Origin of the sequence: Providencia sp. PROV040 (assembly GCF_032706145.1) — a bacterium.
Classification (GTDB): Bacteria; Pseudomonadota; Gammaproteobacteria; order Enterobacterales; family Enterobacteriaceae; genus Providencia; species Providencia hangzhouensis.
Window position 1 is genome coordinate 167,485 of record NZ_CP120530.1, and the last position, 16,183, is coordinate 183,667.

The window sequence follows — 16,183 nt, forward strand, 5'->3', positions numbered from 1 at the left end:
GGTTTACTGGGCTTTTAATACAGTATCAATCGCCGAAACACTCTTATGGGTTAGTGTGCTAATCATATTCATCGTCAGGCTGTAATTGCCAACGCGATTTTGAAATTGCAGTAACTGAGTTGGGTTGCTTGGGTCAATGTTATTGACATTCTCAGTTAAGGCTTTCCGTTCTTGACTGACGGTTGCTGTGTATTCAGCAAATAGCTTTTTGACCTTGTCTTCAATCGGAAGTGATAATGGGAGAACTGATGTGGTCTCTGTTGGGGCAGTGAGTAGTAAATGTGGTGTAATAGCTAACATAAATAATTATCCTAAATAAAACAGAGCATTATATTAAACAATGCTCTTTAAAATTAAACGTTACGAATAATGGCTTGGTCAGTATCTTTAATGGATTTCATAAAATTACTCTGCAATTGGCGTGCCATATTATAGTTACCACTCATAGCGGTGATTTTTGCCAACACTAGTGGGTTATCGACTTCTAAATTGGTGCTAGCAAGTAAGGTGTTTAATTCATCGCCAAATTTTGTAGCTTTAGCACTAATACTTGCCGAGGTACGATAGATCATACCCAGATCATTTTTACCTGTTCCCTCGGTTTCTAATTTAGAGCTGCCCCAACGGCCATTAGTATCTAAACCTGGAATTATATCTGACATTTTATTTCCTCTTTATTTTTAAAATCATATTAATTGAATTTTTTAAGTTAAAAACTGATTGAATTAAAAAACCAATGGTTATTACCTAATAGAATATAACCATTTGCATTGGTGACAAATGATTTACCTATGAGATTATTGTTTGCAAGTGAAATAGAAAATTGAATGTGGTTTTCTCCCCATTGTTTGTAAAATGAATTTGTAAAATTAATCAGTGAAGCCGTCTGGTCGTCATTTAAGCTGTCTTTTATTATAAATATGACTTTATTACCTTTAGTAATTTTACGCCATTGAACATTACTTTCTGTCAATCCTAGCTCTGCTTTTTGTAATAACTCACCAAAATTAACTTTTTTTATTTCACTCGCAATATAACAACTGAAATAGCTAGATAATATTTTATCTATTTTGTTTTTTTCATTAATGGATATTTTGTCATCTATCGCCGTTATTTTGGGATTACATGGGTTACTAAGCTCTATCTTTAATGTGTCTGGAAATACGTCAATAATCTTGTTTGCAATTTCATTTTCGATTTTGTTTATTATTTTAATTGAAAACTTTTCATTATATTTAGCTTTTATTAGACGTTGCATACTCCAGTCGGCATCTCTTTGGGTTTTAACTAAAATGAGGCTTTCGTCATTTGCACTTTGAGTTACAGTAATAGGGTCGTGGTTGCCTTGAAGTATGTGCTCTAGTGTTTTTACTTTTTTCTCAGCACTTTGTTCTGGAATATACTGGAAAGTAACGTAAGTAATAAATATTGAAAATAAAGTAAAGAAAAATACCAGCATAGTTTGTTTATTAAAAATACTTGGTTTTTCCTTGGTTGACTTTTTTATTTTAGATTTAAAGGCAGGTAATGGATTTTCCATTTCCGAACTCAATGCGTCTTCAAACGTTTGGGCGCTTTGCCAATCAGTATCTTGCATTTTTATTGCGATAGGAAATATATCAGCCAAAAGTAATTGTTGAAGAACGATAGGAATTTCAGTACTTAGTCCACTATCATTTAGTTGAATTGCTAAACCACTTTCAGTATATTGATTCGCTGTAACAATAGAAAACTCACAGGCAATACCATCACTAGGGATCTGGTAAGTTGTAAATCCATCATCATTGATGTCAGTTTTGTAATCTAAGCCGTCACCAATGATAATAAGATTATTATCTGTATTAATCATTAATTCTTGGCCAGTCATTGGGCCGCTAGCAATTTTTATTATGCATGTTCGGCTATTTGTATTACTCATAAAAATAATCTCATGGAATTAATCTTTTTTTAGTTATGGATTTATTGGGGCTCGTTATTGGTTACAAGTAAAACAAGAAATATCTTTTTTGTCAGCTGAATTGTTCTTATTCATTTATACCTTTAATGTGTAATGGAAAGTACGAGTGATTCCTGAGTATTCCCTTGAGTCTTTTTTATCTATTGCTCATTCTGTATACACTAAATTACATTAATAAGGTCTATATAATGTCAAACAAAGATATTGCTACATTATTAGAAAGTAGGGGCTGTTGCTTTTCTTTGCAGGATAAATTGGTCTTGGCTATACCTAATAAGAATGCAGCGTCTTTTTCTTATAAATCTCTATATTCAAATTTAAATATTTCGATAGAAAGTCAGGCTATATTTATTTGCCAAGAAAATGAATGGGAGTTGATAGATAAATCAAACTGGAATTTATATTCAATGGATTTATCAGAATTAGTTGAAATTTTAGCAGTTATTGACACCGCGACAGGGCAAGCATTTCTCGCTAAAAAAGAGAAAAAAAATATCGATGAAAATAGTCAAAGCGAATTTATTGTATTTTTTGAAAAATTCCCATTAACTATTTCGATTAAAAATATAGTGATTGATTTAATTATTAGAAATCATCCTATATTTGATAGTTGGTGCGAAGTATTAAGGCGATATGAAGCCTACGGTATGATGCGATTCATTCTTACTTCTGCTCAAGATGATAAGAATGCCAACATTAATCAGCTATGTGCGCGCTATGGTATATCAGCTTCTTATTTTAGACAGCTTTATCGAGAAAACTTTAATAAAACGGCAAAACGTAAAATTATGAGTGTGCGTATGGCTAACGCCATTCTACAGCTAATTGAAAGCGATGATTCAATATTAGATGTAGGGCTGGAAGCGGGATATTGCTCAGCATCTCATTTTACTAATGATATTAAAAAAGAATTAGGCCTAACACCATCAGAAATTAGGCATATTGGAGCAACATTATATGAGCAGTAAAAAAAATCGAGTGTTAGGACTAACACTATTTTTACTGAGTGTGAATTATTATTCGGCGCAAGCAGAAATTATTGTGGCGGAGCCTGTTACACAGTCAAAAAACCACGACACATTCGTCGCAAATAATATAGTAGTGGGTAAGGTGTTTGATGCGGTCGCAGAGCGTCTAAATAAACCGATTATTCTTAGTAAATTAGCAGCTCAAAAAAAAGTAACCGGTAATTTTAATTTGGCTCATGCAGATGAAATGTTTAAAGCATTATCTCGACGAATTGCGCTAGTGTGGTATGACGATGGTGCAAGTATTTATGTTTATGATAATAGCGAAATGCGTAGCGCAATTATTCCCACGAATAATGTCAGTAGTAACCAGCTACTCAATTATATTCAACGAAATGGCATCTATGATTCACGTTTCCCTGTACGTTCACAAGAGGGGGAAAGACTATTATTTGTCTCTGGCCCGCCTCTATATATTGAATTAATTAAAGCGGCTTCTTTATACCTTGCAGAACAAATTAGGAAAGAGGAATTATCCAGCGGTGAAGTTGCGGTTATTCCGTTAAAACATGCCTCAGTAACAGATAGAAGTTATTCATTACGCGGACAAAATATCACAATCCCTGGTTTGCTGAATGTCATTAATAACTTATTTCAAAACGGTGCTACAAGCGATGAAACGTTAATTATTCAGCCTCCATCTGTAGCGGTTAACTCAACAGGTGACTCAATCGATGAATTAATGGATGAGCCAATTGGGGGCTCATCGCCTTCAGCAGACAAGCCCCAGTTGATAACAAGAAAGCCTTCTAACAGTGCTTTTTCTCTAGTGGCCCATCCTGACAGTAATAGTTTGATTGTTAAAGGCAGCCAAGAGCAAATTCGTTATGTTCGTCAACTGGTGAATACATTGGATATGCGTCGTCGCCAAGTGGAGCTGTCATTATGGATTATCGATATTACTCGTTCTGAATTAGATAATTTAGGTGTCAATTGGGAAGTTGGCACATTTAATACGGGAACGGGCTCAGTATCTTTTAATCGCAGTACATTATCGAACAGCCAACAATTTCTATTACAGATTGATGCATTGAATAAGAAAGGGAACGGGCACATAGTTTCTCGGCCAGTGCTATTAACCCAAGAAAACATTCCTGCTTTATTTGATAACAACACTAGTTTTTACGCGAAATTACAAGGCGAGCGCATTGCAACTCTCGAACAAGTCACTTATGGCACCATGGTGAGTGTGATGCCACGTATTTCCGCGGGTAATAACGTTGAAATGGAAGTTAGTATTGAAGATGGTGCAGAAAATCGCGATAGCATGGGGAAAACATCCAGTGTAGAAGGGCTACCAGCCGTTAATCGAACCAGTATTAATACTGTTGCGCGTATTGCAAAAGACAGTAGTTTGCTTATCGGTGGTTATACACGTGAGCAATATGTTGAAAATGAGAGCAAAATTCCTTTTTTAGGCGATCTTCCTTATGTGGGAGGGTTATTTAGCCATTCATCTACTAACCAGCAAAAGATGGTGCGTTTATTTTTAATCCAACCGCGTTTATTGAATGAAAATGAAGGGTGGGATGGGCGACAATTTTCCGAAAAAACGCGGATTACCAACCATGATAGTCAGTTGCATGGTACGGTTCAATTTCTTCAACAATACATGAGTGAGTCATGGCAATAACACCACTGGGCTTTAATACCCGCTTTTCGGTTAATACTCAAAACAAAAGTCGTGCACCAGTGAGTAGCAGTAGTGACGACTCCGATGAAGTTGCTCGTGGCGCAGGTGTCATTGATAGCTCTAGTGAATATGCATCGATGTCGATGTTGGCGGCAAGTCATGTGCGCCGAGGAAGTTCTAAAAAGAGCAGTGAAGAAGACTGGTTGCAATTTTCTGAACGCATTTTAGATAAAGATGCTGATGACAAAGTGCTACATATAGAAGGGTTACTGAATAAACAGTTAATGACCCCGAAACAGTTACGAGCATTTTTATTGCAATTTTTTACTGACCCTAGTGACTTATTAATGCTTCTTGCAGCATTACTTAATCGAAAAAAATTAAAAAAAGAACAAATTGATAACCTTGAAGCTTTAGCGGAATTACTGCAAGCAGAAGACACTGAGCGGAGTGCTCAAGCAGGTATTAATGTTGCACTTATTGCAAAGGCATTTGCAAAAAAATTACATTTTAGTGCCGGGAATTTACGTACATTATATCGTGAATTTATCAGTTATGACGGGCCGGTTGTTTATTTATATGAACAATGGGTTGAGGAAATGGAAATCCAAGAGCGTGAAAATATGATGCGTTATCTTGGTCGGGCGCTTGCTTGTGATTTACAGGCGTTGCCATTAGGCGATCTAAATATCACTGAGTTTGGTAGCTTTTTTAGCCGTGTTGGCCGGCTCCGAGAATTGCAATCATTAGACTATGTATTTTGTCAGCAATTCTTTCAATCCGGTTTTTTTCGTCACAATGGAAAATCAAATCAATCAAAGCTTGAAAAAGAGTTAAGCCAATTATTTACCCGAGGGATACGTAATCATGTTGGCTTTGAAGAAGTAGTCATCACTTTTATTAATAACATATTGAACATAATGAGCTCCGATATTCGAGGCCAATTTCTACAATTACTCTTACTGGCGTTTTCTATCATTCCAGTTACTGTATTTCCTTCATTGGAAGCACGAGAGGAACTTATTGATCAATTAAAGAAACTCATGGACCAAGTTATGGTGAAAGAGCCGTTTTTACACCGACATTCGTAGTTTGATAGGAAAAGTCATTTCATGAAAAATATAACCGGATTTTTATTACAAATCCGTAATCGCCCAGAACTAATGGTATTAGTTATCATGGTTATGGTTATTGCGATGTTGATTATTCCATTACCCACAATATTGGTCGATTTATTGATCGGCTTAAATATTATGATCTCAGTACTTATTTTTATGAGTTCTTTTTATATTACTCGGGTACTTAATTTTCAGTCATTTCCATCTATCTTGCTAATTAGTACGTTATTTCGACTTGCTTTATCAATTAGTACCAGCCGTCTAATTTTATTAGAAGCAGATGCAGGGGATATTATCGCAACGTTTGGTGAATTTGTTATTCAAGATAACCTAGTCGTTGGTATGGTGGTATTTGCGATAGTCACCATTGTACAGTTTATTGTCATTACTAAAGGTTCTGAACGTATTGCTGAAGTGGCTGCACGCTTTTCCCTTGATGCGATGCCGGGTAAACAAATGAGTATCGATGCTGATCTACGTGCGGGTGTGATTGATGAGGCGACAGTTAAAGAGAAGCGTGGCGACCTTGAAAAAGAGAGCCAGTTATTTGGGTCTTTCGATGGTGCGATGAAATTTATTAAAGGGGATGCGATAGCGGGTATTGTCATCATTTTTGTTAATTTAATTGGCGGGATATCTGTTGGCACAGCTCAACAGGGAATGGATGTTTCAACTGCACTAAATACGTTTTCTTTATTAACGATTGGTGATGGTTTAGTTGCCCAAATCCCTGCACTACTCATTTCTATCAGTGCGGGTTTTATTGTCACTCGAGTAGGCGGTAATGATAAAAACTTAGGTGAAAACATTGTTTCGGAGTTATTTGCAAATGACTTTACGATTTTAATTACAGCATTAGTTGTACTTTCAATGGGTTTTTTACCTGGTTTTCCAACGATTATATTTTTACTATTATCAGGGCTTCTTATTGGACTATTTGCTTTCCGATATTTAAAAAAACAAAAAAACAAGCAAAAAATAGTTAAAGGTGAAGCAGAAACGATTAATTCAGATGTAACGGAAGGTGAAACACAAAGAGAAATCAGTGATATTGAAGAAGAATATATTCCAGAAACATTACCGATTATCATATCTGTTAACCAAAAATATAAAGAACATTTAGAAGATAATAGATTTTTGTCTAGAATGAAAAAAGATATTTTTATTCGATACGGATATAGGATCCCAGATATTGCTGTCAACTACTCACCGATTATTCCTGAAAATAAGATGGTGATACTCATTAATGAAATTAAAGCAGGGGAATATGATATCTATTTTCATGGGTATCGCTTACTGACTGTTAATGATGAACCTGAATATCTAGGTATGGAATTAACAAAGTTTACGGATGAATACGGTTCAGTGAGCACGTGGTTTGAAAAAAATGACCTATCTAATATTGAACAACTCGGTTTAATGGTTCGTGATGATGTAACAGAAGCGATTGATTGTGCCAGTACCTTATTACTGCGATTTATTAATGAATTTTTTGGTATTCAAGAAACGAAAAACTTACTTGATGATCTTGAAAAAAAATACCCTGAATTATTAAAAGAGTGTTATCGACATACGACAGTACAAAAAGTCACTGAAGTTTTTCAACGTTTATTAATGGAAAAGATTTCAGTTCGTAATATGAAATTGATTATTGAAACCTTAGTGCAGTGGGTGCCAAAAGAAAAAGATAGTTTAATGTTAGTTGAGCACGTAAGAGGTTCAATGGCTCGTTATATTTCATCCTGTTTCTCTGTGGATGGGCGTTTGAATGTCCTCATGATTAACTCAGGGCTAGAAGACACAATACGTCAAGGGATTAGGCAGGCTTCCGGTGGAGTGTACCTTCATCTTGAACCTGAAAAAACCAATGAGTTGATACAGGCTGCAGAACTTGCTTTAGAAAATAGTTATTTGTCAGTTAGGGATGTGAATGTTTTAGTACCGGTTGATATTCGTCGTTTTGTCAAAAAAATCTTAGAAGGCCGCTTTCCAGAGCTAGAAGTGCTTTCCTTTAATGAAGTTTCTGAAATGGTGAAGGTTAATGTGGTTAAAACCATATAATCAAAAAATTGGCTTTATTAACAAATAAAGCGACTGAATTCAATATAATTAAAAATGTTGGATGATATAAAATATATTTAAAATATAAGGAATACCAATGAAATATAGATTTATAGAAATGTTAAATGAGTATTTAAATTCTATGGGGCGTAGTGACCTAGTTAACTCTCAGCTAGATTGTCATTCTAATATTCAATTTGAAATGAATGAGTTCTCTGCGATTAATATCGATTTATCAACGAATGATATTATCATTTGGAGTCAATTAGTAGATTGCAATTACAGTCATTTAGATTTAGTAAGTGCTACTTTATTGAAATCATTATTAGAATACCCGCCAAATAATTTTTATCCGGGGCAACCGGCATTGAATCTTGTGGATAATGCCTATGTTCTTTCTGCAGTTTTAAAAGAATCAGCGTTGAATGATATGCAATTATTTGCAAATAGCTTTGAAGAGTTCTTTGAGCGTGCAAATGAGCTTAGTGCTCAGCTAACGTAACCCATTATGAAGTTATTCGATTTCTGCGCGCATCCTGCGCGCATTCATGGATGCCTAATAGAAGCACCTTTACACGGTGTTTTTATTGGTGAAATTTGTTTTATTGAGCGTTCTCTTATGCAGCCCGACATTATTGCGAAAGCGCAAGTTGTTGGTTTTAAAGAAGGGCTCACAGTATTGAGTTTAATAGGTCGCACACAAGGTTTAACGCGAGAAGTGGTTATTCGCCCGAGCGGTTACCCATTTGTATTTGAAGTTGGCGAACACTTGGCGGGTAAAATTTTTAATGCGGCAGGTGAACAAGTTGGTGCGTTGAGTGAAGACCTTGCTGAGCCAATGTTGCTCAATACAAAATTATTACGTATTGATAGCCCTCCAGTGAGCGTGACACAAAGGCGACCGGTTTCTGAGCCGATGGTCACAGGGGTACGTGCAATTGATAGCCTACTAACATGTGGCTTAGGTCAGCGTATTGGTATTTTTGCCGCCGCAGGTAGTGGTAAAACTTCATTAATGAACATGATCATCAACCACGCTCATGCGGATATTCATGTCGTTGCTTTAATCGGTGAACGAGGGCGAGAAGTTATTGAATTTATTGAGGAGTTGAAAGAGTCGCCTCATGCGGCACAGACGATATTAATTTATGCAACTTCAGACAGCCCACCGATTGAGCGGTGTAATGCCGCGTTGCTTGCGACTACGATTGCTGAATATTTTCGTGACTGTGGTCGTAATGTATTGCTGTACGTTGATTCCATGACCCGATATGCGAGAGCGTTGCGAGATGTGGCTTTAGCTACCGGAGAACTACCGGCTAGACGCGGTTATCCTGCCTCTGTTTTTGAACAGCTTCCTATGTTGTTGGAGCGTCCAGGGCAATTAAAGCATGGCTCGATTACTGCTTTTTATACGGTGTTATTAGAAAGTGAAGAAGAGGCTGACCCGATTGGCGATGAGATTCGCTCCATTCTAGATGGTCATATTTATTTAAGCCACAAATTAGCGGGACGTGGGCATTACCCAGCGATTGATATCTTACACAGTATTAGCCGCGTATTCCAAAAGGTAACGACTCCAGAGCATCGCCGGTGCGCAATTGATCTACGTGACATGATCTCAAGGCTTGAACAAATTCAGCTTTACCTTGAACTCGGTGAATATCAACGAGGTGAAAGCCATGAAAATGATCGAGCTTTAGATAAAAAAGAGCAAATTGAAGCTTTCTTAAAACAAGCCATGGATGAGCCAATGAGTTTCGACAATATATTAAGCAATCTCAATGAATTGGCATCTTAATGATTTCTAACTTGCTGGCTTTAACTGAGAGACGTTTTGACCGGACATTACAAGAACAATCGCAATTAAATTCAATAATAAAGCAACAGCAACAGCAATGCAGGGATATTCGCCAGCGTATTTTAGTTCTATCAACACAAACTGCATCTTATGAAAAATCAGAAGAATTAAGCCGAACTGCTTTTTGGGAAAGGCAGCGATTAAAGGCAGCGGTTCTTGCGGAAATAGCTCAACTTGAATTTCAAATAGAAACTCTAGCAGCCGAAATATCAAAAAATAAAATACTACAGTCTGAAATTGCTAAACGAGTATTCATATTACGTAATAAGTGCGAGAAATTCCGAAATTATCTCAAGCAACAACGTATAGCCAGAAGGTTAAAATCAGAGCTGCAGCAACAAAATGAAATTGAGGAGTTATTCGTACATGTCAGCAATAAAAATGAGCTCAAATGAAAAAGTACCCTGCGTAGCTATCGACGGAGAAGCAATATCATCAACATATATCACTACTGAATTTAGCCACCAAAATATAGCTCCAAAAATGGCAAAAGTAGTGAATGACAAAAATATGATGCATCTATTCGGCCATAAAAATAAAAGTCAGCCAAAGGATATATCTGCTTTTCTATCCGTATCCCTTCCTTTTATGCAAAAAATATCGCAATTGAGCGACTTAGCGAAGGGGTTTATTACATGGAAAGAAAATGTATATATTGGTGAAGGTATCCAAATAGCCGGGGAAAATAAAGAATTAAAGGCCAAAGCGATTGAGCCGCTAATAAATAATTATATATTTACGGAAAGTTGTATACCTGTTGTTCATTATTTTCAGGATAACTTACCAAAGACTCATCAGGCCAATATTACGAATAAATTGATGGTGGATAATCAGCCAGATATGAATCTATTGGCTGATTTGACGACTACTAGGAAAGTCGAAACCGTCCCTGCATTAATTGAGAATAATGAGAATACTAACTTTATTATTAGCACCCCAACCGCTGACCTAGTCGATATACTAAATAAACCAGTCGTTGATAATAATCTGTCAGAGAGTCCGGTTATTCACGTTGAACAAAATATTGCTGACGAAGATGAGATCCCGTTGTTCAACTCTATGATGACCAGCTTTCCATTACCGAATATCCCACAGCGAGTAAGGGGCAAAGCTAACGATAATTCAGTTCCATACGGGGAAAATAAACCGCAATTAAGTGAGAAGAATCAGCTCAATATGGAAGCTCCGTTGGCGAAGTTAGCGCTAAAGAGTACTTTAGAACCGATATCAAAAGAGTTAAAACCAGAGATTAAAACTGGGCAACAGTATATTAGATCTTCAGTAAAAGCAGAGCTTGAACCCGTTATCCAACGGAAAATAGTTGGAGAACAACCCAAGCCAGTTAAGACTCGACACATTGATTCACTCGATACCATTTTGTTAAATACATATCCACGAAAAAACAACCCAGCAAAAGATGACTCACCAAAAAATACCCCTTCTCTTCTGGGAATGCAGTTAGCTAACCATCATATGCATGACCAACAGGGCACTAATCAAGGTATTAAAGAGAATACCCATCATCATGTTGTTGAGCAGCTTGAACTTGCTTTTACAAAAAATGAGCCACCTACACAGCCAGTTACCTCACTGAAAAATTCTTATCTACATGATAATAAAAGTATTTTATTATCTGAAAATGAGATGAATAATTTCCCTGATAAAGTACAAGAGACGACAATTTCTGCACAAATCTCACCTGCAGAAGATATGAGCCCATCTAGCAATATGATAGCAACGACTGCGAATGAGGTTATGCGGGTGTCTGTGCCACTACAAGCCACACAGCAAAAGTCAGAGATGCACAAAATGCCAGAGCTAGTGGAATCCCCCCCATTTTTAGGTGAAAACCAACAGTCGAAAACTGCAAAACGTAGTTTCACTTATACCTTTAGTCAGTGGCAAAGTAGCCCATCAGTGACTTTTGAATTGGCCTCTAAAGGAGAGTTTGTTGCCTCAACAGCGAGCCCAGAAGTTCAATTGGCATTAAATGAGAATAAACATTTATTGAATTATGAAACGAGTGTGCATATTCGACGTGAAGATGAGCGCCAACAGCATCGAAACCAACAGCAGCATGACCAACAGCAAGAAGAAGATTAATTATGTTGAAGATTCGACGGATCAGCTCTCAAGAAAAACAACTGAAAATTTGGCAGCAATGTTATTCAGTTAATACACAAATAAAGCCAGCTAACCGCAGTATTGGTTATTTTCAGTTATCACTAGTGAGTGAAACACAGAAAATAAATGCATTAGTTGTTGTTGAAAGTTGGTGTCATTATCGTTGGCCTAAACTGGTTCATTATGCATGGAGTTCATTATCAAACAACCAGCTATGTGAATTGTTTGCTTCTGAATATATTGGAATTACATTTTTCTCCCAGAATTTCCGTTGTGAATCTGTCGAGATAGTTGATGATATGCGTATTAATTACCAGCCATGGCTAATTGTTAAAGAAGCTAGCCTCGGGGAAGTATTATTAGCAGAACCAATAGAAAGCCTCGAAAAAAAGCAGGGAACTAATCAGATATTCGACCATTTAAAACTGCGAGCGGATTGGATATTAGGGTATAGCTATATTAGTGCCAAACTTTTGCAAACTATAGAATTACGTGATGTGCTGAGTATCCAACAATTACAGTTAAATATGTCTGTGGCAGGGCAGGTATTAGCTCGATTTCAAAAGCAAGATGAAGGACTACTTATGATTGAAGAATTAGTGGCGCCAGAGAGTGAAGAGGAATTCGTATTTCCTGAAGAAGATGAAATGCAAGAAATTGTACGCCCCTTTAATGTAAAAGAAATGAATATTAAATTAACCTTTGTTTTAGGTCATAGTGATATTACGGTCGATGAGCTTTCAAAAATGGAGCCCGGTTATATTTATTCTATTGGTGAAAATAAAGAACGTGAAGTTAAAGTCTATGCTAATAAGCAACTTATTGCAGAAGGGGAGCTTATTTATATTGGCAATAGTGATGAGTTAGGTTTGGAAATCACACATGTTGTCAGTTTGGGTGATAAAAGAGTTTAATATGCCAACGATACCTGATGGGATCCCATTATTAGCGATTATCGCATTCTCGACATTATTGCCATTTGTTATTGCTGCAGGCACCTGCTATTTAAAAATATCTATTGTATTAATTATGGTACGCAACGCGATGGGCGTTCAACAAGTTCCTTCTACCATGGTATTAAATGGTATTGCATTGTTACTTTCTATTTTCGTTATGATGCCAGTTTTACAGGATGTGAATAATCATATGCGACAAGAACAGGTTGATTTTAGTAATGCCGAATCAATCGATAGTTTTGTTGAAAATGGGCTGGGGGGATATAAAGCGTATTTGAAAAAATATTCAGATCCACAACTAGTGACGTTCTTTGAGTCAATACAACAAGGTCGAAGTGAAGAAGAAGTGACCGCTGATGAAGGCGAAGCTACATTATTTTCTTTATTACCTGCTTATGCATTAAGTGAAATAAAATCAGCTTTTGAAATTGGTTTTTATATCTATTTACCTTTTGTTGTAGTTGATTTAGTTATTTCCAGCATTTTATTGGCACTGGGTATGATGATGATGAGCCCAGTAACAATTTCGATTCCAGTTAAATTAATTCTATTTGTTGCAATTGATGGCTGGTCACTGATTTCTAAGGGGTTAGTGATGCAATACATTGAATTAGCACAGCATTAAAGCGAATGATACTATGGATCAAATCGTTTATTTAAGTAATAAAACGATGCTATTAATCGTTATATTATCTGCAATACCAGTAATAGTGGCTACTGCAGTAGGATTATTGGTAGGGTTACTACAAACTGTCACGCAACTTCAAGAGCAAACATTACCTTTTGGTATTAAATTATTAGCTGTTTTTGGCTCACTTTTTATGATCTCTGGTTGGTTATCCGATAAGGTAATGAATTTCGCATTAGAAACCTTAAGCGCTGCTATCCCTGCTATCGGGTTATTCGGATGAATCAGGAAATACTATCGCTGATGTCCTCGCTCTATTTTATCTTTCAAGAAGGATTGATAAAAATAGCGTTAGCTTGGTTGAGAATTGCACCAGTGATGTTTTTATTACCTTTTTTAAGTAACAAATTACTTAATGGTGGGATTATTAAAAACTGTGTGGTGGCTTATATTGCATTAGGTTTATGGCCTTTTTTTTCATCCTATGAAATACAATGGGATGAAATTAATTTTGTTGATGTATTTATTTATGAAATTTCGATTGGACTCGTATTAGCACTGATGTTAGCGTTGCCTTTTATGATAGCCAATATTGTTGGCGAATTAATTGATGCGCAGCCTGGCGAGACGATTAGTAGTATTGTTGACCCTGCGAGTGGAACCGAAGCTTCGGAGCTTGCTGTATTATTAAACCATATTACGTGTATGATATTCTTAGCACAAAATGGAATGTATCAACTTGCTAATCTATTCGCACAGAGCTATCAGTTATTACCCTTTGCCCATGGATTTACGTCATTCAATAGCCTTCCTTTAGGGGAATGGTTAAATAAAATGGTAGTCAATGGAGTTGTTTTAACTGCACCCATATTAGTGACATTATTTATTACAGAGGTTGCCTTAGGGCTATATTCCCGTTTTTGCCCTCAATTAAATGCATTTTCATTATCTTTAGCAATAAAATCAATCATCGCTTTCTGTGTTTTTTTACTTTATTTCCATAATGAGGTACCAGAGATATTAGTCAATATGATTTCGATTTCACCACTGCGAGACATATTCCTTTCTTCTTGATTTTATGGATATAAATAAATATGGCTGAAAAAACAGAAAAACCTACTGATAAAAAAATTAGAGATTCAGCTAAAAAAGGGCAAAGTTTTAAGAGTAAAGATAGCGTTGCGGCAATTGTATTAGTCGTAAGTGCATTTGTTATTGAAGGCGTATCTAGTTTATATGAACTGGGTGGGTTAATGCAAAAAATATTTTTATCCCCAACGGAGATAAAAATTGATGCACTACTTTGGCAATTCTTCACGATATTTTTAAGTATTGTATTACCTGTTCTATTTACTTGTTTTTTATCCGGTACAATTATTTCTTTATTACAAAGTCGATTTAGATTGGCCAGTGAAGCAATAAAGCTTGATTTTACTAAATTAAATCCAATTGCAGGATTTAAAAAAATATTTTCATTGAATTCATTGAAAGAGTTAATTAAGGCGATTTTGTATTTAATTGTCTTTATTATATCAATATTAGTCTTTTTTATTGTTTGGCGTAAAGATATTTTTATGCTCTACCGAACAATGATTAATGGGATGATTAGCCAATGGGTTAGTTTGTGCGTAACATTTATTGTCGTCTTTCTTGCAGTTGCTCTTATTATTATCTTGGTTGACGCAATAGCTGAATTCTTTTTGTATATTAAAAACTTAAAAATGGAAAAGCAAGAGGTTAAAAAGGAATACAAAGATAATGAAGGTGATCCTCATATCAAAAGTGCACGTCGAGGAATGCATCAGGAATTACTGTCTGAAGAGGTTAAATCAAATGTTCGTAATTCAACATTTGTAATGGCAAATCCAACGCATATTGCATTGCTTATTTATTATGATTCGAATATTGCACCATTACCCTTTTTATTCTCTAAAAGTAAAGGCGCACAAGCAAAAGCAATTATTAAATACGCGGAACAACAAGGTGTTCCAGTTATTAGGGATATCGTTTTAGCTAGGCAAATATGGCGGTCATATAAAAATGATAGTTTTATTGATGAAAAAGGATTAGAAGATGTTATGCAAATAATATCATGGTTAATCCGTATAGAATTAGTAAAAATGGGAGTCGATATTGATAAAGCATTAGAAAAAATATCAGAGAACGAGGCATATTCGAAAAATAATAGCGAACTTAATAATTTATTTATTACTTAAATCGTTTTTTTAAAGAAAGAATCAAATCGGTTAATTATGATGCAAGCATAAAGTATATGTTATGCATTACATATCAATAATAAGGTAAATATATGAATAATGAGGAAACAGAGAGTTTTCAACAATCTGATATGGAAGAATTACTTGACAATATTACAACTGCACTAATGGATGGTGCAACTTATAAAGATATTCACGGGATCCCACAAAGTACAATGGATGGCATTTATTCCTATGCATACGAGTTCTATCAACAAGGTAAATTAAAAGAAGCAGAAACTTTTTTCCGATTTTTAAGTATTTATGATTTCTATAATACAGATTATGTGATGGGGCTTGCTGCTGTCTATCAATTAACGAAACGATATGACAAGGCAACAGAATTATATGCTCTCGCATTTGTATTGGCGAAAAATGATTACCGCCCACTATTCCATGCAGGACAGTGCAATTTAATGATGAAAAAAAGCAGTGCCGCAATTCATTGTTTTGAAAGCGTTGTAAAAAGCAGTACAGATATTGATTTAAAAAATAAATCTCAAGCTTATTTAAATGCATTAAAGAAAAACTCAGAAAGAGATTTTAATATATAACGAGGAAA

General features: G+C 35.8%; 17 protein-coding genes. 14 read left to right on the top strand and 3 right to left on the bottom strand.

Translation table 11 applies throughout. From position 1 onward, the window contains the following. Positions 1-3: 3 nt before the first annotated feature. The 3 genes from sctI to P3L40_RS00750 are packed head-to-tail and all read right to left on the bottom strand — an operon-like array spanning position 4 to position 1,918. Entirely contained in the window at positions 4-300 is a 297-nt protein-coding gene (sctI, locus tag P3L40_RS00740) for a type III secretion system inner rod subunit SctI (protein ID WP_136134143.1), read from the bottom strand. A gap of 53 nt (positions 301-353) precedes the next feature. Continuing rightward, complete coding sequence (locus P3L40_RS00745) at positions 354-662, bottom strand: EscF/YscF/HrpA family type III secretion system needle major subunit (RefSeq protein ID WP_136134142.1); 309 nt, start codon at positions 660-662, stop codon at positions 354-356. 47 nt (positions 663-709) lie between these two features. Then, positions 710-1,918: a PrgH/EprH family type III secretion apparatus protein gene (locus P3L40_RS00750; protein WP_136134141.1), complete on the bottom strand. Its 1,209-nt coding sequence runs from the start codon at positions 1,916-1,918 to the stop codon at positions 710-712. Between the two features lie 227 nt (positions 1,919-2,145). Between P3L40_RS00750 and P3L40_RS00755 the strand changes: the two genes are divergently transcribed. From P3L40_RS00755 to sicA, 14 genes are all read left to right on the top strand, one after another. After that, entirely contained in the window at positions 2,146-2,925 is a 780-nt protein-coding gene (locus P3L40_RS00755; protein ID WP_136134140.1) for a helix-turn-helix domain-containing protein, read from the top strand. After that, positions 2,915-4,618: a type III secretion system outer membrane ring subunit SctC gene (gene sctC / locus P3L40_RS00760; protein WP_136134139.1), complete on the top strand. Its 1,704-nt coding sequence runs from the start codon at positions 2,915-2,917 to the stop codon at positions 4,616-4,618. Before P3L40_RS00755 ends, sctC begins: the two co-directional genes overlap by 11 nt. After that, positions 4,609-5,709, top strand: coding sequence for a type III secretion system gatekeeper subunit SctW (sctW, locus tag P3L40_RS00765; RefSeq protein ID WP_136134138.1), 1,101 nt, complete (start codon positions 4,609-4,611; stop codon positions 5,707-5,709). The genes sctC and sctW overlap by 10 nt, the downstream gene beginning before the upstream one ends. A gap of 21 nt (positions 5,710-5,730) precedes the next feature. Next, the gene (locus P3L40_RS00770; protein WP_136134137.1) at positions 5,731-7,797 is read left to right on the top strand and encodes an EscV/YscV/HrcV family type III secretion system export apparatus protein; all 2,067 of its coding nucleotides are present in this window, start codon (positions 5,731-5,733) and stop codon (positions 7,795-7,797) included. A gap of 97 nt (positions 7,798-7,894) precedes the next feature. Then, entirely contained in the window at positions 7,895-8,299 is a 405-nt protein-coding gene (locus tag P3L40_RS00775; RefSeq protein ID WP_136134136.1) for a type III secretion system protein, read from the top strand. 6 nt (positions 8,300-8,305) lie between these two features. Beyond that, positions 8,306-9,598 carry a type III secretion system ATPase SctN gene (gene sctN / locus P3L40_RS00780; protein ID WP_136134135.1) on the top strand — a complete coding sequence of 431 codons (1,293 nt, stop codon included), beginning with the start codon at positions 8,306-8,308 and terminating at the stop codon, positions 9,596-9,598. Further along, positions 9,598-10,053, top strand: coding sequence for a hypothetical protein (locus P3L40_RS00785; protein ID WP_136134134.1), 456 nt, complete (start codon positions 9,598-9,600; stop codon positions 10,051-10,053). Before sctN ends, P3L40_RS00785 begins: the two co-directional genes overlap by 1 nt. Beyond that, positions 10,025-11,761, top strand: a complete 1,737-nt coding sequence (locus P3L40_RS00790) for a hypothetical protein (RefSeq protein WP_210852458.1) — start codon at positions 10,025-10,027, stop codon at positions 11,759-11,761. The genes P3L40_RS00785 and P3L40_RS00790 overlap by 29 nt, the downstream gene beginning before the upstream one ends. A gap of 2 nt (positions 11,762-11,763) precedes the next feature. Beyond that, positions 11,764-12,696 (top strand): FliM/FliN family flagellar motor switch protein, encoded by a 933-nt coding sequence (locus P3L40_RS00795; protein WP_136134132.1) that lies wholly within the window; start codon positions 11,764-11,766, stop codon positions 12,694-12,696. A 10-nt stretch (positions 12,697-12,706) separates the two neighbouring features. After that, the gene (locus P3L40_RS00800) at positions 12,707-13,363 is read left to right on the top strand and encodes an EscR/YscR/HrcR family type III secretion system export apparatus protein (protein WP_172412213.1); all 657 of its coding nucleotides are present in this window, start codon (positions 12,707-12,709) and stop codon (positions 13,361-13,363) included. Between the two features lie 13 nt (positions 13,364-13,376). Next, positions 13,377-13,649 carry a type III secretion system export apparatus subunit SctS gene (gene sctS / locus P3L40_RS00805; protein ID WP_004262998.1) on the top strand — a complete coding sequence of 91 codons (273 nt, stop codon included), beginning with the start codon at positions 13,377-13,379 and terminating at the stop codon, positions 13,647-13,649. Continuing rightward, entirely contained in the window at positions 13,646-14,440 is a 795-nt protein-coding gene (gene sctT, locus P3L40_RS00810) for a type III secretion system export apparatus subunit SctT (protein WP_210852456.1), read from the top strand. Before sctS ends, sctT begins: the two co-directional genes overlap by 4 nt. A gap of 20 nt (positions 14,441-14,460) precedes the next feature. Further along, positions 14,461-15,582: an EscU/YscU/HrcU family type III secretion system export apparatus switch protein gene (locus P3L40_RS00815; protein ID WP_210852454.1), complete on the top strand. Its 1,122-nt coding sequence runs from the start codon at positions 14,461-14,463 to the stop codon at positions 15,580-15,582. A 92-nt stretch (positions 15,583-15,674) separates the two neighbouring features. Beyond that, on the top strand, positions 15,675-16,175 hold the full coding sequence (gene sicA / locus P3L40_RS00820) for a type III secretion system translocator chaperone SicA (protein ID WP_136134130.1): 501 nt from the start codon (positions 15,675-15,677) through the stop codon (positions 16,173-16,175). The last annotated feature ends 8 nt before the right edge of the window (positions 16,176-16,183 follow it).

Bases quoted from the DNA above. Each gene is read 5' to 3' on its own strand.
- sctI (WP_136134143.1), bottom strand. From the start codon at position 300: ATGTTAGCTATTACACCACATTTACTACTCACTGCCCCAACAGAGACC.
- P3L40_RS00745 (WP_136134142.1), bottom strand. From the start codon at position 662: ATGTCAGATATAATTCCAGGTTTAGATACTAATGGCCGTTGGGGCAGC.
- P3L40_RS00750 (WP_136134141.1), bottom strand. From the start codon at position 1,918: ATGAGTAATACAAATAGCCGAACATGCATAATAAAAATTGCTAGCGGC.
- P3L40_RS00755 (WP_136134140.1), top strand. From the start codon at position 2,146: ATGTCAAACAAAGATATTGCTACATTATTAGAAAGTAGGGGCTGTTGC.
- sctC (WP_136134139.1), top strand. From the start codon at position 2,915: ATGAGCAGTAAAAAAAATCGAGTGTTAGGACTAACACTATTTTTACTG.
- sctW (WP_136134138.1), top strand. From the start codon at position 4,609: ATGGCAATAACACCACTGGGCTTTAATACCCGCTTTTCGGTTAATACT.
- P3L40_RS00770 (WP_136134137.1), top strand. From the start codon at position 5,731: ATGAAAAATATAACCGGATTTTTATTACAAATCCGTAATCGCCCAGAA.
- P3L40_RS00775 (WP_136134136.1), top strand. From the start codon at position 7,895: ATGAAATATAGATTTATAGAAATGTTAAATGAGTATTTAAATTCTATG.
- sctN (WP_136134135.1), top strand. From the start codon at position 8,306: ATGAAGTTATTCGATTTCTGCGCGCATCCTGCGCGCATTCATGGATGC.
- P3L40_RS00785 (WP_136134134.1), top strand. From the start codon at position 9,598: ATGATTTCTAACTTGCTGGCTTTAACTGAGAGACGTTTTGACCGGACA.
- P3L40_RS00790 (WP_210852458.1), top strand. From the start codon at position 10,025: ATGTCAGCAATAAAAATGAGCTCAAATGAAAAAGTACCCTGCGTAGCT.
- P3L40_RS00795 (WP_136134132.1), top strand. From the start codon at position 11,764: ATGTTGAAGATTCGACGGATCAGCTCTCAAGAAAAACAACTGAAAATT.
- sctS (WP_004262998.1), top strand. From the start codon at position 13,377: ATGGATCAAATCGTTTATTTAAGTAATAAAACGATGCTATTAATCGTT.
- sctT (WP_210852456.1), top strand. From the start codon at position 13,646: ATGAATCAGGAAATACTATCGCTGATGTCCTCGCTCTATTTTATCTTT.
- P3L40_RS00815 (WP_210852454.1), top strand. From the start codon at position 14,461: ATGGCTGAAAAAACAGAAAAACCTACTGATAAAAAAATTAGAGATTCA.
- sicA (WP_136134130.1), top strand. From the start codon at position 15,675: ATGAATAATGAGGAAACAGAGAGTTTTCAACAATCTGATATGGAAGAA.